This window comes from Ligilactobacillus hohenheimensis, assembly GCF_947381805.1.
Classification (GTDB): domain Bacteria; phylum Bacillota; class Bacilli; order Lactobacillales; family Lactobacillaceae; genus Ligilactobacillus; species Ligilactobacillus hohenheimensis.
This window is the reverse complement of sequence record NZ_CANCXC010000003.1, coordinates 1-24,086: the sequence shown is the minus strand read 5'-3', so window position 1 is coordinate 24,086 and position 24,086 is coordinate 1. Positions and strand designations below refer to the sequence as shown.

Here is a 24,086-nt window from a genome sequence, read left to right as displayed (position 1 = left end):
GTAATATAAAAAACGGCACTGGTGAATTTCACCGGTGCCGTTTTCTATCTGGGTTCGTTTTAATGTGATTGGCGGGAATCCCCTGCAATGGGAGTGAGATTGAGGAGCAGTGATGAACCAACCACCGTGACGGAGGAGAGGGCCATTGCTAACCCCGCAATTGCCGGGCTTAGCTGCAGCCCAATGCCACTGAAAATCCCGGCAGCAACCGGAATACCGATGACGTTATAGACTAACGACCCGGTTAGGTTTAGCTTAATTCGCCGGTAGGTCTTGGTGGCAATATCAAGGGCCCGAACGACGCTGGTAAGGTCGTTGTGAACGAGAACGATGTCGCCGGATTCAAGAGCAACGTCTGTGCCGGAGCCCATCGCAATCCCGACGGTTGCCGTTGCCAGGGCCGGTGCGTCGTTGACCCCATCACCGACAAACGCAACGGGACCGTGTTGCTCAAGGGCCTGAACGTGCATGGCCTTGTCGGCGGGAAGAACTCCGGCGATGACCTTATCGATGCCGACCTGGTGTGCAATAGCTTGGGCTACCTGCGTGTTGTCTCCGGTTAACATTACCGGCGTGATTCCCTGCCGCTTAAGGGCGGCAATTGCCGCAGCGGCGTCGGGTTTCGGAGTATCCTGAATGGCAATTAGCCCGCATGGTTTTCCGTCTTCGCTCACAACGACGACGGTTTTGGCCGCCTGGCGGAGCGCCCGTTGTTGGGCGGTAAGGGTGGGGGAAAGTTGCTGGTTAGCAAGGCTTTCCTGGCCTATCGCAATGGCATGCCCATTAACCGTTCCCGTCACTCCTTGACCAGCATGGTTTTTGAAGTGACTGCTTGCGGGGACGGGGACCTTCGCCTTAGTGGCGGCCGCCACAATGGCGGCGGCAAGGGGGTGTTCGGATGATTGTTCGAGGGCAGCGGCAAGGGCTAAAACGTGGTCGCGGTCCCCGATAACATCGGTAACGACTGGCTTTCCCGTGGTAATTGTGCCCGTCTTATCAAATACAACGGTTTTAATCCCAGCAGCTGCCTGCAGGGCTTCCCCGCTTTTAATCAGGACGCCTAGTTTAGCTGCGCGGGTTGTTCCGACCATCAACGCCGTGGGGGTAGCCAGCCCCAAGGCACACGGGCAGGCAATTACGATGACGGCCACCGCAAAGAGCATGGCGCGGACTGCGCTAACGTTGCCCAGTACAAACCAAGCCGTAAAGGTGACGATAGCGGCGATGAGGACGGCAGGGACGAAGATTCCCGCGACCCGGTCGGTCAGCTTCTGGATGGGTGCGTGGCTGGTTTGGGCGCGCTTCACCATGGTAACAATCTGGGCTAGCATGGTTTGATCGCCGACCTTAGTGGCCCTAATGGTAATAACGCTGTCGGTGTTAATGGTGCTCCCCACAACGGCGTCGCCCGGGTGCTTAGTGACGGGCATGCTTTCCCCGGTAATGGTTGCCTCGTTGATGCTTGCGGTTCCTGTCAAAATGACCCCGTCGACGGGGATTTTTTCGCCTGGTTCTACCCGGAGTTGGTCGTCGACCTTAACCTGGTTGAGCGGGACGGTGACAAACTTTCCCTGGCGGAGAACCGTGGCGTCCTTGGCCTGGAGAGCGAATAACTTTTCGAGGGCGCCGGAAGCGTTATTGTGCATGCGTTCCTCCATTGCGTCCCCTAAAAGGACGAAGACCGTGACGAATGCCGCACTTTCAAAGTACACGGCCCGCCCAGTCAGGAGGGCGAAGACCGAATAAAAGTACGCAACGGCCGTTCCTACGGCAACAAGCGTGTTCATGTTTGCCTCGTGGTGCCAGAACGCCGCCCACGCACTCTTCCAGTACGGGAACGCGGCCACTGCCATGATGACCGTTGTTGTTAAAAAGGCGATTATCCGGTATCCCGGCATGGTCCAGTGCCACGGCATGGCGAGCATTTGGACCAGCATGGGGATTGCGAGGACAAAGGCAATCCAAAACCGGGTGAGGTTTGAGAGTTTCATCGGGATCACTTCCTTAATCGTAGGATTACTTAACGACTAACTGACCGTGGAACATGTTCATTCCGCAGTGGTACTGGTAGGTCCCGGGAGTGAGTCCATCAAGTGTGACCACCACGTCCTGGTTGAGGGGCAGCTCAACGTCAAAGGCGGGGTGTTCTCCCTGAACGCGGGCCATGCACATCGAATCGTTTGTCCGGTTAAAGACCAGCTTGATCGAGGTGTTCGCCGTTAGTTCAATTGTTGCGGGTTCGTACCCCTTCTCACCAACCGTGATGTGAGCAGTCTGCTGACCGTCTTTGATGGTTGCTTTGGGTGTTTTGTGAAATAGGGCTGATAACTTCATTGAAATAACCTCCTTTAAACTACTTAACGATAATCTTGCCGTGAAACATGTTCATTCCGCAGGCGTAGTTGAATTCCTTGGCCTGGTCCGTGGGAACGGTAATGGTTGTTACGGGTTGCTTGGTCAGGTCCTTATCGATGCCTAGTTGTTCAACCACCACGTGGGAGAGACATGCCGTGGAGTCGTGCATCTCAAAGTTAACCTTTGCGGGGATGCCCTTTTTGAGCACGATGGTTGCGGGCGAATAACCGCCGTTTACGACCACGGTAGCTTCCTGGCCGGTTTTAGTCCGGGTTGCCCGTCCCGTTTGCTGGACGTGGTGACCGAAGAACCACCAACAAATGAGTCCGATTAGGATGAGGGCGCCACCAAGGACGATCAGTTTTGCCATTCGAATCACCTTCATTTACTTTATTCCACCTGTATTTTACGGCTTTTGTTTACAAATGTAAACGAAAGTGCTGGTTGACTTTTACCGGACTTCACGGTGTAATGGTAATAGCAACTAAACGGGTACACAGTAGCGGGAGCGAATCTCCGTCACAGAGAGCCGGGAATGCTGGGAACCGGTCGGAACGGTGCCGTGAATTACATGCCCTGATATTTTTAGGAATATTAGAATGAGGCCCGGTAACGGGTGAAGATGGGTGGTACCACGGTTTAATCGTCCCTGACGCAGCGATGCGGGAGGGACTTTTTTATGGAATGAAAGGAGCAGTATGATGGACATTATTGAAGAACTCGAATGGCGGGGGGCCATTAACCAGCAAACCGATGCGGCGGGGCTAAAGAAGCTCCTGAAGGAAAAGAAGATTGGGGTATACTGCGGGACGGATCCGACCGGAGATAGCCTCCACGTCGGGCACCTGATTCCGTTTATCGTCCTGAAACGGTTTGAACTGGCCGGCTACCACCCGTACATTTTAATTGGTGGGGGAACCGGAGCGATTGGTGATCCTAGCGGGAAAAACGCCGAACGGAAATTACAAACCCCGGAGCAGGTCAAGCATAACGTTGATGCACTCACGGCGCAGACGACCAAGCTCTTTGGCGGTGACGGCCACATCACGTTTGTTAATAACTACGACTGGCTATCCCAGATGGACCTGTTGGGCTTTTTGCGCGACTACGGCAAGCAGTTCAGCGTGAACACGATGATCCATAAGGAAGTCGTTGCCAACCGGCTGGAAGTGGGGATTTCGTTTACTGAGTTTACCTACCAGATTCTTCAGGCCGTGGACTTTTTGACGCTGTACCGGGAACACGGCGTTCAACTGCAGGTCGGCGGGGCGGACCAGTGGGGCAACATTACCGCTGGGATTGACCTGATTCACCGGGAAGAGGGGCAGGATGCCGAGGCATACGGGCTGACAATTCCACTGATGGTTAAGGCTGACGGAACGAAGTTTGGTAAGACGGCTGGCGGGGCGGTTTGGTTAGACCCAGAAAAGACGTCCCCGTACGAGTTCTACCAGTTCTGGCTAAACCAGGACGACCGGGACGTGGTGAAGTACCTGAAGTACTTTACCTTCCTGAGCAAGGAAGAAATCGATGAACTGGCTAAGCAGGTAGAGGAAGAACCGTGGAAGCGGGCAGCCCAGAAAGCCTTAGCGGCGGCGGTCACCACGTTTGTCCACGGGAAGGAAGCAACCAAGGAAGCCCAGAAGATTTCCCAAATCCTCTTCAGCGGGAACGTTCAGGAACTGACGACGGTCCAGGTTGAACAGGCCTTCGGGAAAATGCCATCGGTTGCCGTTACGGCTGAACCGATGAACATCGTTGACTGGCTGGTTGAGTATGGGATTGAACAGTCTAAGCGGCGGGCCCGCGAGGACGTTACCAACGGGGCAATTACCGTCAACGGTGAACGAATCCGGGACGTCGAGTACGTGCTTGACCCGAAGAGTGCGTTTGACGGGAAGTACGTTGTTCTGCGGAAGGGAAAGCGGAAGTACACGTTGGCGAAGGTGAAGTAGATGAGATCAAGGAGGTTGGAATATTCCAGCCTCCTTTCTTTTTCTATTTTCCACTAAAATAATTGCGTTAAACATGGTAAAATGAAGTAAATTGTTAACTAATGAACAATCGAAGGATAGGTGATCTGCATGGGGGAAAAGAAGCACCTCCTTGCCGTTGTTGGCAATAATTCATCAAAATCGTATAACCGCAAACTGCTATATGCAATGAAGGAACTTTTCGGCAATGACGTCGACTTTGTGATTCAGGAGATTAAGGGCTTACCTCTTTTTAGTGAGGATTTGCTGGATGACGTTCCGGCGGATATTGCCACCATCGCGCAGCGCATTGAACAGGCTGACGGGGTGGTGCTGGCAACGTGTGAGTACGACCACGCGGTGCCGGCAGCGCTCAAGAGCTTTATTGAGTGGATGTCGAGTGCGTACCACCCGTTTACCGACAAGCCGGTAATGATTGTCGGGGCTTCCCTGGGGATTCAGGGAACGGTGCGGGCCCAGATGAACCTGCGGCAAATTCTCGATAGTCCGGGCGTCAACGCCATTGTTGTTCCCGGAAACGAGTTCATGCTTCCGCGGGCAGCGGCGGCCTTTACGGAGGACGGTCAGCTGAAGGATGAGCACAGCGTGGCCTTTTTGAAACAGTGTTTCAATAATTTTATGGCGTACATTGATATTAATAATTCTTCCCGGTTAGTGCAGGGTTAAATTCTAACAAGGCAGTCTGGAAGGGACGGTGAAGCGATTTCACCGTCCCTTTTTGTGTGGTATGATGAACGGGACTCATAAAAAAGGATTGGGGGGAGAACATGGTAATTTTTACGGAAAGACAACAGCGGGAGCTCCGTGCGCTGTTAGGCAACCGTGCGGGGTTATCGCTTGATGACTTGGCTTCTAAGGTGGGAATTAGCCGGCGGACCCTTTACCGGGACATTGCGGCAATGCGCCTGGCGCTTGAGGAACAGGGGATTGCCATTGCGCGGGATCAAAAGCGGTGCCGGATCGAGGGCGACGATGAGGCGAAGGCCGCTCTGCAGGTCCAATTGACTGACCAGCACCACGGGCCCAACGATGATAAGTTGACGCCGACCGCCCGGCGTAACCTATTGGCTTTTCGGTTACTATTAGCGACTGACGTGCAAAAAATCATGGCCCTTGCACTCGACTTGGACGTCAGCGTGGGGACGGTTACGGCTGACCTAGCGGTGCTGGATCAAACGTTTGCCCCGTATGCGATTACAATTAACCGGATTAAATCGGTGGGGGTCGTCGTTGAGGGGAACGAACAACGGCGCCGGGAGTTGGCGACCGGTGTGCTTGTGTCCACCCTCAACGAAGTGAACTTCATTACCGATGATCCAACCGCGCCCCGCACACCGGTGGGGCAGGTGTTTGCCCGCCTTTACGAATTGGAACGGTTTCAGCGGTGCTACCAGGTGGTCCGGAAAGTGGTCCAGCACGCCCTCCCGGAAATTACGGATATTCAGTTAATCCAAACCGTCGGGGCGCTCTTTGTCACCTGGCAACGGGTGGTGGCGGATGCCCTGCTCAAGGACGTTCCCGCGCCTAAAATTTCACTCAAGGCGCGGGGGCTGACTTACCAGGTGCTTGCAAAGTTAAGGGTTGAGCTTCCTGCCAACGAAGTGCTTTTTTTGAGCCGGTACTTTGAGCTGGAACGGCCTGCGTGGAACGTTTACGTCCCAACGACCGTCCAGGAGGTAAACCTCTCCCGGGCAATTATGGACTTTATTACTGCAGTGGGGCGGGACTATGAGTTTGACTTTCACCGTGATTCGGAATTTGTTAACCGCATTAGTCACCACATCATGGGGCTGGTGAGCCGGCAGGTGCAACTGCCCGAAGTGCACATCGCAACCCTTGATAAGGTCGCAGCCCGGTTCCCTCAGCTGCGGGATAGTATCATTCGCCGGTGGCATGAGGCCTTTCCCCATTTTAAACTGGGAAACTATGAGTGTAACCTTGTGCTGCTCCATTTTGCAAGCGCATACCTTGATGGGGACAAGGAGTTGCCGCTGAACGTATTGATTATCTGCGAAAACGGTCTGGGGACGTCCCAGATTTTAGCCCAGCGGCTCCGGGTGGCAGTGCCTCAGGTGCAGGAAATCACGGCCGTGGGCGTTGCGGGGGTCAACACGGCGGCACTGGATGACTACGCGGTAATTCTTTCGACGGTCCGGCTGCCGTCCTTCCCGCGGGACTACATGGTAGTTAACCCGCTCCTCTTTGATGATGAGGTGGCCCGGATTCAGCACCGGTTGCGGGACTACGCTGCGCGTTACCGGGGGCGGAATGATTCCCGCCGGCAAATAAAAAACGCCCGCCCGCTGCAGCAAGAACCCCTTGCTCCCCGGGAAGCCCTGAAGCGCATGGTCGCCATCGCCAACTTTACGGATGACCTGTTTGACCACTTTGAACTGGTTAAGTTATCCCAGCCAACGGAGACGCTTGCGGCGTTGGTCAATTGTGTGGTGGCCTGCACGCCGGATTCCGCGGTAACGGACCGCGCCCAACTCGAAGAAGCGCTGGTGCGGCGGACTAAGATCGCTCCAATCGGACTCCCGGGAAGTTCGTTAGCCCTGCTGCACGCTGCTAGTCCGGCGGTTGCACATCCCCTTTTTCGGGTGATTGAACTAGCAACGCCGCTTGAAATGCCGGCAATGGACGGGGAGCCAATTAACGTTACCCGGTTGATGTACATGATTGCGCCTGCCAAGGTGAATGGCTGGCAGGGGCATATCTTAGGGAGCATCAGTAGCCTAGTGGTGGTCGATCAGGAATACTTACGGTGTTTTATGACGGGAACGGCAACCGAAATTAAGGAGTTGCTTGCACGGCGGTTGTTGACGGAATGTATTCGGTTGTTTGAACCAGCAAAACTGTAACGGGGTGGCCCGGCGCGCGAACTGCCCAGCAGCGGGTGCGTATTTTCTGGCTGGTACCAGATTATCAAAAGCAAGGAGGAGCCCCTCCTTGCTTTTTTGTCATTAAAACGACGTATCTTTTTCACAATTTATGATAGCGATTTCATAAAAACGGCGGTTTCTTACGAAGAAGCCGTCTTTTTATTACGTGAAATTTATCACTGGCACGAAAAGTGTGTCACGGGTAGGACTACCAACTGTTGATAGCGTTTTCACCGCCCCGTAAGATTGAAAGTGAAGAGGGGGTAAACGATATGAACACAGAGACACCGAAACAATCTGTTTCGCTTAAGGCGCGGGTTCAAAAACTAGGAACCGCCCTGAGCGGAATGATCATGCCTAATATCGGGGCAATTATCGCGTGGGGACTTATCACGGCTATTTTCATGGCCCAGGGATGGTTCCCGGTTAAACACATCGCGATTTTAATTCAACCAATGTTGCACTACCTGTTACCACTCCTGATTGCCTACGTCGGTGGGCGGATGGTTTACGAGGAACGGGGCGCTGTCGTCGGGGCGATTGCCGTTATGGGGGTCATCGTCGGCGCGAAGATTCCAATGTTCTTGGGCGCCATGATTATGGGACCCCTGGGCGGCTGGTGCATGAAGAAGTTTGATGCCCTGTTCCAGGACCACATTAAGTCCGGCTTCGAAATGATTTACAACAACTTTTCAAGCGGGATTATCGGAATGCTGCTGGCCATCTTTGGCGTGTACGTTATCAACCCACTGGTAGTGGCCGGAAGCAACTTCATGAGTATGGGTGTGACCTGGATCATGCACATCCACATGCTGCCGCTGGCCAACCTGTTTATTGAACCAGCGAAGGTGCTGTTCTTAAACAACGCGGTTGGGAACGGGATTCTGGTTCCGTTGGGAATTCAGCAGGCCGCTTCACTCGGGAAGTCCGTACTGTTCCTGATGGAATCCAACCCGGGTCCAGGATTAGGAATTCTGTTAGCCATCATGCTTTTCGGAAAGGGCAACGCAAAGAGTTCTGCACCGGGAGCAGCCATCATCGAATTCTTCGGTGGGATTCATGAAATCTACTTCCCGTACATCTTAATGCAGCCGGTATTAATCCTTGCTGCCATGGCCGGTGGGGTAACCGGAACGTTCCTCTTCCAGGTTCTTGGTGGGGGATTAAAGGCCGCCGCATCACCGGGATCAATTATTTCGATCCTGTTAATGACGCCCCGGGGCGGATACATTGCCAACCTGCTTGGGGTTGGGGGCGCATGCCTGGTTTCCTTCCTGGTTGCAACGCTCCTATTGAAGACAACGAAGGCGAAGGATGACGACCTTGAAGCTAAGCAAAAGCAGATGGAAGCCATGAAGGCCGAATCAAAGGGGCAGCCGATGGTTTCAAAGAAAGAAGCCCAGCAGGCCGTTGAAAGTTACAAGGACGTGCGGCGGATTATCTTTGCGTGTGATGCCGGAATGGGATCCTCCGCAATGGGTGCATCCCTTCTCCGGGATAAGGCCAAGAAAGCTGGCATTAATGACGTGCCGGTAACAAACACGGCGGTTAGCCGGCTAAAGGACGAACCAGGATTACTTGTTATTACGCAAAATGAACTCGCAGAACGGGCCCAGGAACGGACGCCGCAGGCAATGCACGTTGCCGTTGATAACTTTTTAAGTTCACCGAAGTATGACGAAGTGGTGACTAACTTGAAGGCGGCCCGGCAGGTCGAACCAGCGCCAACAACTTCATCCCAGCCAAGTGCGACCCCGCAGCAGCAGAAAACCGCTGACTGGCAGGACGTTGATTTTGGCCGGGTGAAGGAAGTGGACTTTATCCATACCGACCAGCACCGGGGGACGGCCACGATGGCAACGCAACTGTTTAAGGAAGAGTTGCAGCAGGCCGGCAAGGACGTTGCGGTTAAGCGGCTCGCCCTCGCGGACCTACCGGACGATGACCACCACCTGGTAATCGTTACACCGGCTGCTCAGCGGACGTTGAAGTTGCGGGCAACGCACGTTCAGGTCATTGTACTGCCAAACCTGCTTGACCAGGAACAGCTAGCAGCAATTAGTCAGCAGTTTTAGGGGGAATGAAAGATGAAATTAACACCGGAAATGATTGCGTTAAATCAGGATATCGCTACCCGGGAAGCGGCGATCCGGAAGGCCGGTCAACTGCTGGTTGATGCGGGGTGCGTTGATCCTGAGTACGTGGACGCCATGATTGAGCGGGATAACGACGTGTCGACGTACATGGGCAACTTTATTGCGATTCCGCACGGGACCGATGAGGCCAAACGCTATATCAAAAAGACGGGAATTTCCGTAGTTCAGGTGCCGATGGGCGTGAACTTCAGTTCCAATGATCAAGAGGACAACCTTGTAACCGTTGTTTTCGGAATTGCGGGAAAGAACGATGAGCATTTACAGTTACTGTCACAAATCGCACTGTTTTGTAGTGATGTCACAAACGTTGCCCGGTTAGCGGACGCAACGAAGGCGGATGACATTATTGCACTGTTGAAGGAGGTCGGCAAATAATGAAGGACGTTCATTTTGGAGCAGGTAATATTGGTCGGGGATTCATCGGCGCAACGTTAGCCGATAACGGGTTTGAGATTGAGTTTGTTGACGTTAACGCCACGGTGATTGATGCGTTAAACGAACGACATGAGTATCCAGTTGAGTACGCTGCTCCGGGAAAGAAACGGATTACCGTCCGGAATGTTTCAGGGATTAATAACGCCAAGGAACCAGAAAAGGTGGTTCAGGCGATTGCCCAAGCCGACCTGGTAACAACGGCAATTGGGCCGAAGGTGTTACCACTGATTGCGCCGTTAATTGCGCAGGGCTTGAAGGCCCGGCAGGATGCGGGCAACCAGCAGCCGTTAGACGTTGCGGCCTGTGAAAACATGATTGGGGCTGGGGATGCCTTAAAGAAGGAGGTTTACTCTCACCTTGACGGGGACACCGGAGCGTTTGTTGACCAGTACGTAGGGTTCCCTAATGCGGCGGTGGACCGGATTGTTCCGGAACAGCACCATGATGACCCGTTGCTGGTGGCGGTTGAGCCGTTTAAGGAATGGGTCATCGATAAGAGTATGCTGAAAAATCCAGCCATTCACCTGACCGGGGTGGAGTACGCTGATGACCTGGAACCGTACATTGAGCGGAAGTTGTTCTCGGTGAATACCGGTCACGCCACGGTTGCGTACAACGGAAAGTTTATGGGCTACACCACCATCGGCGAGGCGGTAAAGGATCCCCAGATTCTGACACTACTACGGAGTGCGTTAGGGGAAACGCGGGCGCTGTTAGCTGACAAGTGGCCGAACTTCACCATGGCTGACCTGGAAGCATACCACGAGAAGATTGTTTCCCGGTTTGAGAACCCGTACATTTCTGACGCAATTGCCCGGGTAGGGCGGACCCCGATCCGGAAGCTGGGATACAACGAACGGTTTATCCGGCCAATTCGGGAGTGCCGGGAGCGGGGGTTGGCTTATGATACCCTGCTTAAGACGGCGGGCCGGATCTTCACGTTTGACGAACCTAACGATCAGGAAAGCGTGCGGTTGATGAAGATGGTTGCTGACCAGCCACTGGATAAGGTCGTCGCTGAGGTAACGGGGATTAAGGACCAGGCGTTACTGGACGAAGTGGTTGCATCCGCCCGGGAAGCAATTACGACCCATTCTAAGAATTAGGGGAACTTTGAGATTAGGTTACACGGGATAGCAGTAAAAAAGTTGGGACAGCACGAAGTCCCAGCTTTTTTTGCGCTAAATAGCAAAAAAACACAATTTCCGTTCATTTTGACCTGCTTTTTGAAATGCAGGCGTGGCATAATAAGACCACACGTGAAGGGAGTGATTGAAATGATGGTATCAACATTGATGCAGGTCGGTGATATGGGGGTTCTGACCGTTCCGGATGAGCTCCTCGAGCAGGGAAAGGTAGAACCGTACTATTGTGTTCGGTATGAAGAAGACGGGACGCTTGTCTTTTATCCGTTGGGGCCGTTTTTAAGGGAACAACAGTCGGCTTTGTAAACCGGAAAAGATTCAGGAAGAGTAGATTAGAGTAAAACGAGCGTGGTGGAAGAATAGGCCGGGTTAAAATTGATTTCCGGCAGGCATTCTTCCGCCGCGCTTATTTGCTATGGGATCATCGGAATTACTGGAGGGGCCGGACAACGTGGACGTCATGGCAAAAGCCCTTCAGCGCGTTATATACGTGCTGGGCGCGGGAATACTTAGTACAGATTCCCAGCACGGTCGGACCGGTTCCCGTCATGGTAGCGGCATCCGCGCCGAATTGGAGCATCTTGGTTTTAATCCGGATAATGGCCGGACAAACTCGAGCGGTAATCGGCTCTAACACGTTTCCGGTTAACTCAAACAGGCGGGCATGGTTTCCGGCCTGAATGGCTTCAACGGCCTCGGTGACCGCAACGTGTTCTAGGGTTTCGTAGTTAATTTGACGCAGGATTGTGGGGGTGGAGACGTTGTCGTGCGGCTTAGCGATTACGAACCACATTGGCGGAAGCGCTTTAAGCGGCGTGATTTGCTCGCCCCGTCCGGTTACGTGGGCGGGCGTCCCGTAAACGCAAAACGGAACGTCCGCATCAATTGTAAGACCGATTTGGGCTAATTCGCGGGTGGTTAATCCCAAGCGCCACAGGGAATTAAGCCCGCGTAAAACGGCCGCGGCGTCACTTGAGCCACCCCCCATTCCGGCAGCCACGGGGATGTGCTTATCAAGCGTAATGGTAACCCCTTCGTGAATGTTAAACCGGGTTTGGAGGGTCTTGGCCGCCTGGTACGCGAGGTTATGGTAATCCCGCGGCAGGTAGCTTGTATCTGTTTGGACAGTAATTTTCATCGTGTCCGGGATGGTTTCAAGGTGGATGTAATCGGCCAGGTCGATGGCGGTCATAACCATGTCCCATTCGGGGGCACCGTCCTGGTGGCGAAACGGGGTGTCAAGGATTAGGTTTACCTTGGCGGGGGCTTTCGCGGTTAGTTCCATCTTGTCACCATCTTTCCGTTCATTTTTCTCTCATCATTATACTGGTTATCAAAATATGAAACAAGCAACCGTGAAACGGAAGAAAAAAGTTGTTGACGCACGGAAGGGGCGATGATAATCTAAGCATTGTTCTAAATAGTATTTATTACTATTTACATTACTATTAACAGGAGGACAGTGAATGATGAAATGGCATCACTGGTGGGCTACCCTGGTGACACTCCTTGCATTAGGGGTTACCTGGGGCGGCTCCCCACAGCGAGCAGTTGCGGCGTCAACGCACCGCCTTCAGGTTGTGACAACCTTTTATCCGGTTTACGACTTTACAAAGGCGGTCGTGGGAAACCGGGCGGATGTGTCCGTCTTAATTCCTGCGGGGACGGAGCCCCACGACTTTGAACCAACTGCCCGGGAGGTTGCCCGGATGTCGCGAGCGGACATGGTGATTTATACGACCAAGTACATGGCAACGTGGATGGACGCTCTCAAACCAAGCTTGCAGGATGATCATACGACGCTGGTTGCGGCCGGAAAGGGAATTCCACTAATTAGTACGCGGGATGAGATGAACGCCCAGGACGCCTTACTGGTACAGGAACACCGGCAGGAAGCGGGCTACTTTGGCGGCGGCGGAGCGAAGGATCCCCATGTTTGGCTTGATCCCGTTAATGCAGTTACGATGGTCCGAAACATTGAGCGGGCGGTGTGCCGGAAGGATCCCCGCAACGCTGCTTATTACCGGCAAAACGCCCGGCGATATATCGGGCAACTGCAGGAGCTTAACCGGGAATACCGGCGGGCGTTTGCGGGCTGCCATTCGCGGACGTTTATTACCCAGCACGCGGCGTTTGGGTACCTCGCGCGGCGGTATGGGTTACACCAGATTACCATTGCAGGAATTTCTGATAACGAGGAACCCAGTCCGCAACGGTTGGCACTTTTGCACCAGTACATTCGGCGGACACACACGCCGGTCCTTTTTGCTGAGGCGGATGCGTCCCAGCAAATTGCGCGGACGTTGGCTCATGATACGCAGGTGCGGGTGCGCCCGCTCAATCCGCTCGAAAGCTTAACAACAACGGAGATGCGGCACGGTACGAACTACTTAACGGTCATGAGAGCCAACCTGCAGGAACTGAAGCACGCGATTCACTAGGAGGAAAGAATGAATTACATTGAAGTGCACGATTTATCCTTTATTTACGAAGAGCATCCCGTCCTGCAACACGTTAGTATGGCGGTTCAGGACGGCGAGTTTGTTGTTTTGGCCGGAGAAAACGGGGCGGCTAAGTCGACGTTACTGCGGACTATTCTGGGGGAAGCTAAACCGGCACACGGAACAGCCCGAATGGCCGTACGTAATTGCCACGGTCATCCTTTGAAAGTGGGGTATCTTCCCCAGCAGATTGCGGCGTTTAACGCTGGGTTTCCGTCGACCGTTTACGAACTGGTCGCTTCTGGGCGCTTTCAGCGGGGGCGGTGGTTCCGCCCGCTCCGGGAGCACGACCGGCAACATATCCAAAAGGCGCTGACCGCCGTTGGAATGTGGGAGTGGCGCAAACACCGGATTGGGGAGCTATCCGGGGGACAAAAACAACGGGTGTGTTTGGCCCGCATTTTTGCGGCGGATCCGGATTTGTTTATTTTGGATGAACCCACAACGGGGATGGACATTGAAACCCGGGCGCAGTTCTATCAGCTATTGCGGCATGAGGTCCACGCGCACGGGAAGAGTATTTTAATGGTGTCACATGACAACGATAACGTAATGGATTTTGCTGACCGGCAGGTTCGGTTAGTAAGAATGGAGGGAACCCAATGGCGATGTTTTTCTATGGCTTCATGCAACGCGCACTAATTACCGCGGTTTTAATGGCGGTGTTGGCACCGTTACTCGGATTATTTTTGATTTTACGCCGGCAGTCCCTGATGGCCGATACCCTCTCCCACGTTTCGTTGGCGGGGGTGGCGCTTGGGTTGTTCGTTAACCTAAACCCCACGGTAACGACGTTGGTGGTGGTGATTCTGGCCACCATCCTAATCGAGTACATTACCCGGGCATACCAGACGTACGCTGAAGTGGCGATTGCAATCATTATGGCGGCGGGGTTAGCGGTTGCGTTAACCCTAATGAGCCTGGATCGGGGAACGTCCGCGATGAGCGTTGACCAGTACTTATTCGGGTCGATTGTTGCGATTAGTAACCAGCAGGTCCTTTTATTGGCGGTACTGACGGTAATTGTGGTCGGTGCGTACGTTCTTTTCCACCGGCCAATGTACGTGCTGACGTTTAGCCCGGCAACGGCCCGGGCGGAGGGGTTACCCGTCCAGTTCATGTCGCTGGTTTTCAACGCGTTAACGGGGGTGACGATTGCGGTCATCATGCCGATCGCGGGGGCGTTATTGGTCTCAGCGGTGATGATTCTGCCAGCGGCGATTGCGATGCGGGTGGCTCGGCGGTTTAACACCGTGGTTCTTGCCGGGATTGGCATTGGAATGGTTGGAACGGTTGGCGGACTGGTATGTTCGTACGATTTTAATACGCCACCGGGGGCGGCCATTACCCTGCTGTTAGTGGCTATCTTTCTGCTCTGTCTTGGAGGCCGGGGAATATGGCGGCGGCTTCGTGGTCGGCGGCTAATGTTTCCGGATAAAAATTGTGATTCTTAACCCCTTTTGGCGACAAAGACGAACTTTTTTATAAAAAACAGGGGTAAAGGGTTGTAAATTCGCCGGGGTTCCATATAATTTAGTTATGCAAATCACGGACTTCATTCATTATTTTTTATTAGAAACGGAGGAATTGTGGTGAAGGTACGGCGCAGTGAGCGGCTGATTGACATGACTAATTACCTGTTATCCCGGCCGCATAAGCTTATTTCATTAACGTTCTTTGCTGACCGGTACGAGTCGGCGAAGTCATCAATTAGTGAGGATTTGACCATTGTAAAGCGAACGTTCGCTCAGTGGGGCATTGGGGTAATCGAAACGATCCCCGGTGCTGCTGGTGGGGTGATTTTTACCCCGTCCATTAGTGAGCAGGAGGCCCGGACGTTCATCGCTGAGATGACGGACCGGCTTTCAGAGGAAAGTCGCCTGCTTCCAGGAGGATACGTTTACCTGTCTGACTTATTAGGACAACCTGAAGTCCTGCAGCGGGTTGGGCGGTTGATTGCCCGGCAGTACATTGACAAGAAGGTCGATGCGGTGATGACCGTTGCAACCAAGGGGGTGCCGATTGCGCAGAGTGCGTCCCGGTACCTGGACGTTCCGTTTGTAATTGTGCGGCGGGACTCCAAGATCACCGAAGGGGCAACTGTCTCGGTCAACTACGTTTCAGGTTCAAGCAAACGGGTTGAAAAGATGGAGCTGTCCAAGCGGAGCCTGCAGGAGGGCGCCCACGTTCTGGTGGTTGATGACTTCATGAAGGGTGGCGGCACCGTCAACGGAATGAAGAGCATGATCGAGGAATTTAACGCCAGCCTTGTTGGGATTACGGTCTTCGCGGAAGCCGCCTTTGATGGGCAGCGGATGGTCGACGACTACACCTCGTTGTTGAAGGTTGATAAGGTGAACACGCTGGATAAGAAGATCCACGTTAGCGCGGGAAACTACCTCGAACAGGTTTTTGGTTAGAACAAGAACAATAAAATAGTAAACCGGGAACGCGATGTCAAATCACGTCCCCGGTTTTGTATTATGTTGCGTTAACTACTGGGCGCCATAAACGGCCGGGGCGGCATGCCCCGTTCCGAGCCCCTGATCAGCCGCCTGGGAGTCGTAGGTGTTTGTTTCGGTGGAGCCACCGTATGGGGTCCCCGAATCCTTGATTTCCCGCTCGTACCCCTCTTCGGTAGAAGTTCCGGCAAGGGTCGTTCCGGTCTTTGCGTGCTTTAAGCCCAGTGCGGATCGGATGATGTTGGTAATCCGCTGCTTTTCGGAGTGGTCCGGCACCTCGTAATCCTCGCCGCCAATTACCTCGGTGTGGCCCTGAAGGTGGGTGGACTTCATGTGGTGGGTCGCTACCCGGTACTTCGAGCCAAGAATCAGCAGGTCGTCGAAGGTGAGGTCGGTTCGCATTTGCTTGGAGACCGTCTTCATGAAGTTCTGGTTAATCAGGCTGGTAAGGTCCGATCCTTTAAAGGCAAGCTTCATCAGGACTTGCCGTTGTCGGTCCTGTCGGCCGTAATCACCAAGCGGATCCTGGTGCCGCATCCGGACGTAGGCCAGGGTCTTCTTCGCGTTCATGTGGGTCTTTTTGCCCTTGGTGAAGTGGTACCCGCCGTAGCTAAAGGTCAACGTTGGCTTGACCGTTACCCCCCCAACGGCTTTAATTAGGCTTTCCAGCCCGCCCATGTTGATGGTGGCGTAGAAGTCAATCGGGATGTTGAGGTAACGTTGAACGGTTTTAACCGCCGTGTACGAACTCCCGTACTGGTAGGCGGCGTTAATCTTGCTTGGGTAGTCGTCCTCGTGCTTGTAGATGGCCACCAGTGTGTCCCGGGGGATGCTGACCAGCGTCATCGTTTTCTTCTTGGGGTTCATTACGCACACGATCATCGTGTCGGTTCGGCCCTTAAAGTCCCGGCCGAGCGCCCCGGTATCCGTTCCCATCAGCAGGACGGAGACGGGCTTTCCCTCCTTCAGCATTTTAGAAACGTTGCGCTCCTTTTGCATGCCCGTTGCCTGAAACATCAGGTTGGATTCCTGATGGGCGTATTCAAACCGGTTGTAAAAGAAGAAGCACCCGTAAGCAAGGGCAATTACCGCTGCAAGTAGTGCCCAGAAAAACCGCCGGCGCCGCTTCTCCTGCCGGTCGCTGGTTGCGCCGGTTGCTGTTCGCCGACTCCGCCGGTGTTGGGATGGAAGGGCATCGCCGACGTACCCCTTTTCCTCTTCTTCGGGGGTTAGGGGATACGGGTCCCTGGATTCGTCTGCATCGTAGTAACCGTGCTGCCCGTCGTCCTCAAACGGGTAGCCAATCCGCCGGCGCCGTTGCTGGTGGGGGTTAAATTCAGAATCATTATGTTGTGTTCGCCGTGAGGCCATTAAAACTTCCTCCAATTCGTCGGGAGTTGATAGCGCCAGTGGCTATCAGACATCATGATAAACAAAGCGGAGGCTGTGCGTAGCGCAATCTCCGCTTTGTTGTGGGGACCCAACCGGCCCCTTAGTTACAAAGTTATGGGTAGACATTACCTACTATGTCCCATAATAAAACTGAAAATGAGGATAAGCAATACAATCGTTGTTAAGACAACGTAAAGCATATCCTTTTCCTTAATAAAGGAATAGATAGAAACGACCACCCGCAAAACCGGCGTTAGCAGGAGGAGGAACAACCCGCCCATCATGATGGCAGCCGGCTTCAAAGAGCAGATGCCGGTCACAATTCCCGTGAGGGTTGTGGGGAAGAAGTCCTTTGTTGCGTACCCGCCACCGTGGCGGATGAACAGGAGCAGCAGTCCGATTAGCATGACAATCGCCGCAAAGATTACCCCAATCCGCATGATGTGCCCGATTAACAGGGCCACGTCCTGTTCCTTGTCAATACCTTTTTGACCGTGTTTAAGTTCAACTTGTTGTTTTTTCTCGTTCATTTCAATCACCCAATGTTAATTCCAAATGCTTTCAGGGCCATTTGTAATCCGAGGTACAGGAAGACCGGAACGAAAATCATCCGCAGCACCCGTGTCGGCAGCTTCTGCATGATCCGGCTTCCAAGCAAGGAACCCACGAGGATTCCCAGTGCCAGGGGAACGGCAATTTCCGGCCGGATAGCCCCGCTAAAGAAGTAGACCGTTGCCGAAGCGGCAGCCGTCACCCCCATCATCAGGTTACTGGTTGCACTGGACGGTTTCAGGGGCATTTTCATGGCGTTATCAAGGGCCATGACCTTAAAGGCCCCTGAACCAATCCCCAGCATTCCGGAAGCAAGGCCGGCGCCAAACATGATGGCTAACCCACCGGGAATGTTTTGGACGTCGTAGTTCACTTCCTCGTGCGTGCTCTTATCGTAGTACGAACTGTTGAGCTTAAACCGTACGGCCCATTTGTCCGGCTTTGCCCGGTGAAGAACTTCTTCGCCAGCCATTAGCTTCCGCACCATGTTAAATGATGCGAAGAGCAGAAGGCACCCGAACAGGAAGTATAGGATCTTTCCGTTCATTGACCCGGTTAAGAGGGCCCCGATGACAGCTCCACTGGCCGTGGCCACTTCCAAAAACATGGCAACCCGAAGATTAATAAGGTCGTCCTTGAGGAAGGCGATGGTCGAACCAGAGCTGGTGGCAATCACCGCAATGATACTTGCTCCGATGGCGTATTTAATGTTGAGACCGAATAGGAGGGTGACGATTGGGGTAACAATCATCCCGCCCCCAATTCCAAGAATTGCGCCGAGTGTTCCGGCAAGAAACCCGACAAAGAGCATGATCGCTGCTGTTGTAATCATACGTAACGCTCCTTTTTTCAAAATCACCCCCATTATACTCTTTTCATAGGTGGCGGTAGGTTAAGTTTTGGTTCTGTTGCGGGCTGGTGCGGGAAATATGGTATATTGAAAGCAAACTGAAATATGATTTAGAACGGGTGAGGAGTTAATGTATACGTGTGAACGCTGTGGCCACCAGCTTGAGGGAAACCAGGAGCGGTGTGCCTTTTGCGGTGCCCGCCAGCAACGGGATAATGCTGCGGGCGAAAAGAAAAAGTGTAAGAAATGTCACCGTGATATTCCGGTGAACGCCAACTTTTGTCCGTACTGTGGGGCGGACCAGGCGTACCTTGATCCCAACGAGCTCCACCAGGAAGAAGCACCGGGTTCCCAGGGAAAACCGCAGGGTGACCGGCCAGTACGGGTAACAACAATTGATAATGAAGAGGACCTGCAGCGGTTCTTGATGGCAATGCAACAGCAGATGCAGCAGGAGCAGCAGCGGGTGCCGCACCTGCCAGCGAATGAATCTCCCGAACCGGGAATCATTCCCTCAACGAAGTTAATGCTCCGGGACACGTTTGTTTTAGGAAAACGGATGGGCCGGGCCGATTTCTGGTGGGGAACCCTGGGGTTGGTTCTTTTGTTGACCTGCTACACGCTAGTCATCGGGCTCGGAGTTCAACTATTTGTCGGCCTGGGGATTAGTAAAAGCCTTGCGATTCAGGTGGGCCTTTCCGTTGCAATGGTCGGGGCAACGGCGGCCGTAATTTGTAACTTGACGGCGCAGGTCCGGCGGTTCCATGACGCTGAATTACCCGCATTCCTCTTCCTTTTCATTATTCTCTTGGGGGACATTCCGCTGCTCCTTCTGTGTATGAAGGGACAGGCGATTACCAGTGACCGGTACACCTTCCAGGCTCCCCGGGAGCGAATGATGGCGTTCGAGCAGCATTTCCAGCAGCACCAGCAGGAAGCCGAGCGGGAAGAGGAACGGGATGAAGCGGAAAACCGGGCCCGGAATGCAGGTAAGCAGCACGATGAGCACCATGACGATCAGGATAATTAAGTTAAGGATTGTATTTGCGCGTTAAGTTTGGTATCGTAACACTATCGAACAGAGGTTGCGGTAATCAATAGTAACCTGGCTGAGACGGGGAAACGTTGTTGAAACCAGGCGAAAGGGTGCACCGCCGAAGTGCCACCTGGTTTCTCCTAGGTGGGGCTGGGCGTCAGGTTAAGAGCCGGACGACTGTCGCGGGTGACCGCGGAGCGCTATCGATATCCATGAATCAGAGATGACTGTGAAATGAATGGGGCGTGGTTCGAGACCGCGCCCCTTTTGGTGTTGATTAGTGTTTGCCTCAATATATTACTGAGGAGGACGAACCCATGAAAAAGGATTCGCGTGAGTATTCACTAAAACGGGACCTAAAGACCCGACACCTTTCGATGATTGCCCTTGGCGGTAGTATCGGAACCGGGCTGTTTGTTGCATCGGGGTCCGCTATTTCTACGGCCGGCCCTGGAGGGGGACTAGTTGCCTACATCGCCATTGGGGTGATGGTGTACTTCCTAATGACGTCGCTGGGGGAAATGGCAACGTACATGCCGGTTTCAGGATCGTTTGCCACGTATACCAAAAAGTTTGTTGACCCGGCACTCGGATTTGCGATGGGGTGGAACTACTGGTTTAACTGGGCAATTACCATTGCGGTTGACGTCTCAACGGCGGCGTTAGTGCTGCAGTTCTGGTTCCCGCACGTTCCTAACTGGATTTTTAGTTTTGGTGCGTTGAGCTTGGTCTTCTTGATCAACTTCTTATCCGTTAAGTCGTACGGAGAGACGGAATACTGGCTGTCTTTGGTAAAGATTATTACCGTTATTGTCTTCTTGGTGGTTGGGTTCCTAACCATCTTGGGAATTATGGGCGGCGGCCACGCAATTGGTTTGCGCAACTTCACCTACAAGCAGGCGCCGTTCGTGGGCGGATTGCCGGCAATTCTCAACGTCTTTGTTGTTGCTGGGTTCTCGTTCCAGGGGACGGAGCTTGTGGGGGTTACGGCTGGTGAATCCGCTACGCCGGAAAAGAGTGTACCCACGGCAATCAAGCAGGTTTTCTGGCGGATTCTATTGTTCTATATTTTGTCGATTTTCGTGATTGCCTGCATTATTCCGTACACTAGTCCGGATTTACTGGGTTCATCGGCTAAGGATATTGCTATCAGTCCGTTTACGCTGGTCTTTAAGCGGGTCGGCTTGGCTTCGGCGGCTTCCGTGATGAATGCGGTCATTCTTACGGCGGTGCTGTCGTCGGCTAATTCGGGGATGTACGCATCAACCCGGATGTTAATGGCGATGGGACAGGACGGCGACGCCCCGCGGATTTTTGGGAAAGTCAATCAGCGCGGGATTCCGCTGCCGGCCTTGTTAGTAACGACCCTGGTTGGGTTGGCAACGTTCCTGACAAGTATCTTTGGACAGCGCGTTTACATCTTCCTGGTTGCCGCGAGTGGGTTAACCGGATTCATTGCGTGGGTCGGAATCGCGATTTCGCACTACCGGTTCCGGCGGGCGTACGTTGCCCAGGGGAAGGGCCTCAACGCCCTGGAGTATAAGGCTAAGTGGTTCCCGTTTGGACCAATCATGGCATTTGTAATGTGTATCCTGGTAATCGTCGGGCAAAACATTAAGGCGTTTACGCACCTTGATTGGTACCAGATTTTGATTACGTACATGTCAGTCCCATTGTTCTTTGGGCTGTTCTTCTACTACAAGTTTAAGCACCACACGAAGTTAATTCCGCTTGAGGAAGTGGACCTAACAACGACCCGGGTAACGGGGAAGGAACGGGTTGACAAGTAGTTGGAGCGGATTATACTAAAATCAAAGATAAAGCGTTAAACATCATGATTCGCCATAAGTAGGCTTTCAGAGACGGGGGAGATGGTGGGAACCCCGAGCCGAAACTCCAGCGGATCGAGTATGGGCGGGTAATGCCGCACGGGAGACCGTTACCTCAATTGAGTGCGCAGAGAATGCGAACTTGGGTGGTACCGCGAAACGGAGTCCGTTCGTCCCATGGGATGACGGGCTCCGTTTACTTTTTTCAAGGAGGAAGACCATGTTAGACGTTAAGGATATTCGGAAGAACCCGGATGAATACAAGCAGCGGTTGGCTGCCCGGGGAGTGACGGCAGAACAGATTGACCAGTTAATTGCGGCGGATGCTAAGCGCCGGGAGCTTTTGCAGCAGAGTGAGGAGCTTAAGAAGGAGCGAAATGATGTTTCGGCAGCGATTGCTCAAGCTAAGCGGAATAAGGAAGATGCCACGGACGCAATCACCCGGATGCGGGCCGTTGGGCAGCAGATTAAGCAGCTGGATGAGGAACTGGTGACGGTTCAGGAGCAGGTTAAGGACATGGCTTCGCGGTTACCGAACCTGCCGAACCCGACCATTCCAATGAGCATGAATGAGGAAGACGCCGTTGAAATCAAAAAGGTAGGGACCCCGCGGGAGTTTGCTTTTGAACCTAAGGCCCACTGGGACATCGGTGAAGACCTCGACATTCTTGACTTTGAGCGGGGTGCCAAGGTTGCGGGTGCCCGGTTTGTATACTACAAGGGCTTAGGTGCGAAGTTAGAGCGGGCCGTGTACAACTTCATGCTGGATGAGCATGAAAAGGAAGGTTACACGGAAATGATTCCGCCGTACATCGTGAATGCCGCTTCAATGTACGGGACCAGTCAGTTCCCGAAGTTCAAGGAGGACGTTTACCAGGTAAACGGTGAGGACATGACGCTGATTCCAACGGCCGAGGTGCCGCTTACCAACTACTACCGCGATGAAGTCATTCCGCGCGAGCAGTTACCGGTTTACGAAACGGCGCTGACACCGTGTTTCCGGTCAGAAGCCGGGAGTGCTGGCCGGGATACCCGGGGATTAATTCGGATGCACCAGTTCAATAAGGTGGAAATGGTGAAGTTCTGTATGCCGGAGACATCCTACGATGAACTCGAAAAGATGACGAAGAACGCCGGCAATATTCTGGACAAGCTGGGGTTGCCGTACCACATTATTACGCTGGCTTCCGGTGACATGAGCTTTAGTGCGGCCATGACCCACGACCTTGAAGTGTGGATGCCGGCGCAAAACAAGTACCGGGAAATTTCGAGTTGTTCAAACTGCGAGGACTTCCAGGCGCGGCGGGCACACATTCAGTACCGGGATGAGAACGGCAAGCTTCACTTTGTTCACACGCTGAACGGTTCCGGGCTGGCGGTTGGCCGGACGGTGGCGGCCATCCTTGAAAATTACCAGAACGAAGACGGAACGGTTACTATTCCGAAAGTTCTGCGGCCGTACATGCACGGCGTTGACAAGATTACGAAGTAGTGGGGAATTTGAACCACAGGGTTAGGTGAAGCACGAAAGCCCTAAATTTATGGTTTGTACTTCGTTCACTTTCCTGTTTCTACTACACTTATTTTTGATATTTTATCATCTGGTTATTAGGCCGCGGGGAATTGTTCCCCGGGGCCTTTTATGGTATCTTGGCGGTAAAAAAGAGGGGTAAAGATGACAAAGTTTTATTTTCTCCGTCATGGGCGCACGGTGTATAACGAAGAGCTGCGGATTCAGGGTGCGCGGGCTGATTCACCGTTGTTAGAGCAGAGCGTTCAGGACGCTCGGTTGGCAGGAAAGTATCTCCAGGACGTTCCGTTTGAGGCGGTCTATGCCAGTCCCCTTGAGCGCACTCAGCGGACTGCCCGGCTGGCATGTGCGGCAGCGGGAATTACGCTCCGACCGCAGTTAGTTGATGATTGGCGGGAGTTTGATTTCGGAAAATGGGATGGCGTTTTGGAAGATGAGGTCGCAGACCGACCGGAGTTTGATGCGCTGGTTAACCATCCCAGCCGGTTTGATGGGACGGCGCTGGGGGCGGAGTCGTACGCGCAGTTTATTGAGCGAATTAAGCGCCCGTTACGGCCGGTTTACCAGCAACACCCTAATGGCAACGTGCTGGTGGTGGCCCATGCGATGGTAATTTCGTACTTATTACAGACAATTCGGGGATTAAGCGTGGATGAAGTTCGTCCGGCGGGACTGGTGGCGAATACGAGTATCTCGGTTCTCGAAACGCAGGGCGGTCAAGCGTATACCGTTCCGGTGTGGAACAATACTGAGTTCCTAAAATAGGAGTTGACGCTGTTTGGTTGAACTGGTATATTAATAACCGTTGCCGGTGAGCAACCGTTATTGAGAATTAGGGCTTGACGCACAGGTTCTTTTCTCGCTATAATAGGTTAGTCGCTTGGGCGACGGTAGATCTTTGAAAACTGAACACAGTATCGACGAATTAAATGTGTAGGGCTCTTTTGAGCAACATAATTTAACGAA

General features: G+C 53.3%; 22 protein-coding genes and 1 riboswitch. Of the genes, 15 read left to right on the top strand and 7 right to left on the bottom strand.

Annotation, left to right across the window (positions count from 1 at the left end):
- Positions 1–59: 59 nt before the first annotated feature.
- From QOR60_RS04840 to QOR60_RS04830, 3 genes are read right to left on the bottom strand one after another with little or no spacing between them, the layout of a single operon-like run.
- A complete protein-coding gene (locus QOR60_RS04840) occupies positions 60–1,991 on the bottom strand; it encodes a copper-translocating P-type ATPase (RefSeq protein WP_283582238.1) in 1,932 nt (643 codons plus the stop codon).
- A 25-nt stretch (positions 1,992–2,016) separates the two neighbouring features.
- Positions 2,017–2,334: a cupredoxin domain-containing protein gene (locus QOR60_RS04835; RefSeq protein WP_283582237.1), complete on the bottom strand. Its 318-nt coding sequence runs from the start codon at positions 2,332–2,334 to the stop codon at positions 2,017–2,019.
- Between the two features lie 19 nt (positions 2,335–2,353).
- Positions 2,354–2,740 carry a cupredoxin domain-containing protein gene (locus QOR60_RS04830; RefSeq protein WP_283582236.1) on the bottom strand — a complete coding sequence of 129 codons (387 nt, stop codon included), beginning with the start codon at positions 2,738–2,740 and terminating at the stop codon, positions 2,354–2,356.
- Between the two features lie 316 nt (positions 2,741–3,056).
- Between QOR60_RS04830 and tyrS the strand changes: the two genes are divergently transcribed.
- The 7 genes from tyrS (at position 3,057) to QOR60_RS04795 (ending at position 11,273) form a co-directional block, all read left to right on the top strand.
- Positions 3,057–4,310, top strand: a complete 1,254-nt coding sequence (gene tyrS, locus QOR60_RS04825) for a tyrosine--tRNA ligase (protein WP_283582235.1) — start codon at positions 3,057–3,059, stop codon at positions 4,308–4,310.
- Positions 4,311–4,439: 129 nt separating this feature from the next.
- Positions 4,440–5,015, top strand: coding sequence for an NADPH-dependent FMN reductase (locus QOR60_RS04820; RefSeq protein WP_283582234.1), 576 nt, complete (start codon positions 4,440–4,442; stop codon positions 5,013–5,015).
- Positions 5,016–5,116: 101 nt separating this feature from the next.
- Entirely contained in the window at positions 5,117–7,210 is a 2,094-nt protein-coding gene (locus QOR60_RS04815; protein ID WP_283582233.1) for a BglG family transcription antiterminator, read from the top strand.
- Between the two features lie 293 nt (positions 7,211–7,503).
- Positions 7,504–9,306, top strand: a complete 1,803-nt coding sequence (locus QOR60_RS04810) for a PTS mannitol transporter subunit IICBA (protein ID WP_283582232.1) — start codon at positions 7,504–7,506, stop codon at positions 9,304–9,306.
- Positions 9,307–9,318: 12 nt separating this feature from the next.
- Positions 9,319–9,762: a PTS sugar transporter subunit IIA gene (locus tag QOR60_RS04805; RefSeq protein WP_283582231.1), complete on the top strand. Its 444-nt coding sequence runs from the start codon at positions 9,319–9,321 to the stop codon at positions 9,760–9,762.
- Positions 9,762–10,928, top strand: coding sequence for a mannitol-1-phosphate 5-dehydrogenase (locus tag QOR60_RS04800; protein ID WP_283582230.1), 1,167 nt, complete (start codon positions 9,762–9,764; stop codon positions 10,926–10,928). The genes QOR60_RS04805 and QOR60_RS04800 overlap by 1 nt, the downstream gene beginning before the upstream one ends.
- A gap of 171 nt (positions 10,929–11,099) precedes the next feature.
- On the top strand, positions 11,100–11,273 hold the full coding sequence (locus QOR60_RS04795; RefSeq protein WP_283582229.1) for a hypothetical protein: 174 nt from the start codon (positions 11,100–11,102) through the stop codon (positions 11,271–11,273).
- Between the two features lie 124 nt (positions 11,274–11,397).
- On the opposite strand, the gene ispE is transcribed toward QOR60_RS04795, so the two are convergent.
- A complete protein-coding gene (gene ispE / locus QOR60_RS04790) occupies positions 11,398–12,252 on the bottom strand; it encodes a 4-(cytidine 5'-diphospho)-2-C-methyl-D-erythritol kinase (protein ID WP_283582228.1) in 855 nt (284 codons plus the stop codon).
- Positions 12,253–12,433: 181 nt separating this feature from the next.
- Here ispE and QOR60_RS04785 point away from each other — a divergent pair, with 181 nt between their 5' ends.
- From QOR60_RS04785 to purR, 4 genes are all read left to right on the top strand, one after another.
- Positions 12,434–13,408 carry a metal ABC transporter substrate-binding protein gene (locus QOR60_RS04785; protein ID WP_283582227.1) on the top strand — a complete coding sequence of 325 codons (975 nt, stop codon included), beginning with the start codon at positions 12,434–12,436 and terminating at the stop codon, positions 13,406–13,408.
- A 9-nt stretch (positions 13,409–13,417) separates the two neighbouring features.
- Complete coding sequence (locus tag QOR60_RS04780; RefSeq protein ID WP_283582226.1) at positions 13,418–14,110, top strand: metal ABC transporter ATP-binding protein; 693 nt, start codon at positions 13,418–13,420, stop codon at positions 14,108–14,110.
- Complete coding sequence (locus tag QOR60_RS04775; RefSeq protein ID WP_283582225.1) at positions 14,071–14,922, top strand: metal ABC transporter permease; 852 nt, start codon at positions 14,071–14,073, stop codon at positions 14,920–14,922. Before QOR60_RS04780 ends, QOR60_RS04775 begins: the two co-directional genes overlap by 40 nt.
- A gap of 138 nt (positions 14,923–15,060) precedes the next feature.
- Positions 15,061–15,888 (top strand): pur operon repressor, encoded by an 828-nt coding sequence (gene purR, locus QOR60_RS04770; RefSeq protein WP_283582224.1) that lies wholly within the window; start codon positions 15,061–15,063, stop codon positions 15,886–15,888.
- A 75-nt stretch (positions 15,889–15,963) separates the two neighbouring features.
- Here the strand turns inward: purR and QOR60_RS04765 are convergent, their stop codons facing one another.
- The 3 genes from QOR60_RS04765 to QOR60_RS04755 all read right to left on the bottom strand — a co-directional run bounded on the left by QOR60_RS04765 (position 15,964) and on the right by QOR60_RS04755 (position 18,706).
- Positions 15,964–17,301, bottom strand: coding sequence for an LCP family protein (locus QOR60_RS04765; RefSeq protein ID WP_283582223.1), 1,338 nt, complete (start codon positions 17,299–17,301; stop codon positions 15,964–15,966).
- A 146-nt stretch (positions 17,302–17,447) separates the two neighbouring features.
- The gene (locus tag QOR60_RS04760) at positions 17,448–17,804 is read right to left on the bottom strand and encodes a DUF1634 domain-containing protein (protein WP_408612553.1); all 357 of its coding nucleotides are present in this window, start codon (positions 17,802–17,804) and stop codon (positions 17,448–17,450) included.
- A gap of 53 nt (positions 17,805–17,857) precedes the next feature.
- Entirely contained in the window at positions 17,858–18,706 is an 849-nt protein-coding gene (locus QOR60_RS04755) for a sulfite exporter TauE/SafE family protein (protein WP_283582222.1), read from the bottom strand.
- Between the two features lie 148 nt (positions 18,707–18,854).
- On the opposite strand from QOR60_RS04755, the gene QOR60_RS04750 reads away from it, so the two are divergent.
- The 4 genes from QOR60_RS04750 to QOR60_RS04735 all read left to right on the top strand — a co-directional run bounded on the left by QOR60_RS04750 (position 18,855) and on the right by QOR60_RS04735 (position 23,885).
- A complete protein-coding gene (locus QOR60_RS04750) occupies positions 18,855–19,754 on the top strand; it encodes a zinc-ribbon domain-containing protein (protein WP_283582221.1) in 900 nt (299 codons plus the stop codon).
- Positions 19,755–19,795: 41 nt separating this feature from the next.
- Positions 19,796–19,971: riboswitch (Lysine riboswitch) on the top strand.
- A gap of 106 nt (positions 19,972–20,077) precedes the next feature.
- On the top strand, positions 20,078–21,550 hold the full coding sequence (locus QOR60_RS04745) for an amino acid permease (protein ID WP_283582220.1): 1,473 nt from the start codon (positions 20,078–20,080) through the stop codon (positions 21,548–21,550).
- A gap of 259 nt (positions 21,551–21,809) precedes the next feature.
- Positions 21,810–23,081, top strand: coding sequence for a serine--tRNA ligase (gene serS / locus QOR60_RS04740; protein ID WP_283582219.1), 1,272 nt, complete (start codon positions 21,810–21,812; stop codon positions 23,079–23,081).
- A 183-nt stretch (positions 23,082–23,264) separates the two neighbouring features.
- Positions 23,265–23,885, top strand: a complete 621-nt coding sequence (locus QOR60_RS04735; protein WP_283582218.1) for a histidine phosphatase family protein — start codon at positions 23,265–23,267, stop codon at positions 23,883–23,885.
- The last annotated feature ends 201 nt before the right edge of the window (positions 23,886–24,086 follow it).

Bases quoted from the DNA above. Each gene is read 5' to 3' on its own strand.
- QOR60_RS04840 (WP_283582238.1), bottom strand. From the start codon at position 1,991: ATGAAACTCTCAAACCTCACCCGGTTTTGGATTGCCTTTGTCCTCGCA.
- QOR60_RS04835 (WP_283582237.1), bottom strand. From the start codon at position 2,334: ATGAAGTTATCAGCCCTATTTCACAAAACACCCAAAGCAACCATCAAA.
- QOR60_RS04830 (WP_283582236.1), bottom strand. From the start codon at position 2,740: ATGAAGGTGATTCGAATGGCAAAACTGATCGTCCTTGGTGGCGCCCTC.
- tyrS (WP_283582235.1), top strand. From the start codon at position 3,057: ATGGACATTATTGAAGAACTCGAATGGCGGGGGGCCATTAACCAGCAA.
- QOR60_RS04820 (WP_283582234.1), top strand. From the start codon at position 4,440: ATGGGGGAAAAGAAGCACCTCCTTGCCGTTGTTGGCAATAATTCATCA.
- QOR60_RS04815 (WP_283582233.1), top strand. From the start codon at position 5,117: ATGGTAATTTTTACGGAAAGACAACAGCGGGAGCTCCGTGCGCTGTTA.
- QOR60_RS04810 (WP_283582232.1), top strand. From the start codon at position 7,504: ATGAACACAGAGACACCGAAACAATCTGTTTCGCTTAAGGCGCGGGTT.
- QOR60_RS04805 (WP_283582231.1), top strand. From the start codon at position 9,319: ATGAAATTAACACCGGAAATGATTGCGTTAAATCAGGATATCGCTACC.
- QOR60_RS04800 (WP_283582230.1), top strand. From the start codon at position 9,762: ATGAAGGACGTTCATTTTGGAGCAGGTAATATTGGTCGGGGATTCATC.
- QOR60_RS04795 (WP_283582229.1), top strand. From the start codon at position 11,100: ATGATGGTATCAACATTGATGCAGGTCGGTGATATGGGGGTTCTGACC.
- ispE (WP_283582228.1), bottom strand. From the start codon at position 12,252: ATGGAACTAACCGCGAAAGCCCCCGCCAAGGTAAACCTAATCCTTGAC.
- QOR60_RS04785 (WP_283582227.1), top strand. From the start codon at position 12,434: ATGATGAAATGGCATCACTGGTGGGCTACCCTGGTGACACTCCTTGCA.
- QOR60_RS04780 (WP_283582226.1), top strand. From the start codon at position 13,418: ATGAATTACATTGAAGTGCACGATTTATCCTTTATTTACGAAGAGCAT.
- QOR60_RS04775 (WP_283582225.1), top strand. From the start codon at position 14,071: ATGGCGATGTTTTTCTATGGCTTCATGCAACGCGCACTAATTACCGCG.
- QOR60_RS04765 (WP_283582223.1), bottom strand. From the start codon at position 17,301: ATGGCCTCACGGCGAACACAACATAATGATTCTGAATTTAACCCCCAC.
- QOR60_RS04755 (WP_283582222.1), bottom strand. From the start codon at position 18,706: ATGATTACAACAGCAGCGATCATGCTCTTTGTCGGGTTTCTTGCCGGA.
- QOR60_RS04750 (WP_283582221.1), top strand. From the start codon at position 18,855: ATGTATACGTGTGAACGCTGTGGCCACCAGCTTGAGGGAAACCAGGAG.
- QOR60_RS04745 (WP_283582220.1), top strand. From the start codon at position 20,078: ATGAAAAAGGATTCGCGTGAGTATTCACTAAAACGGGACCTAAAGACC.
- serS (WP_283582219.1), top strand. From the start codon at position 21,810: ATGTTAGACGTTAAGGATATTCGGAAGAACCCGGATGAATACAAGCAG.
- QOR60_RS04735 (WP_283582218.1), top strand. From the start codon at position 23,265: ATGACAAAGTTTTATTTTCTCCGTCATGGGCGCACGGTGTATAACGAA.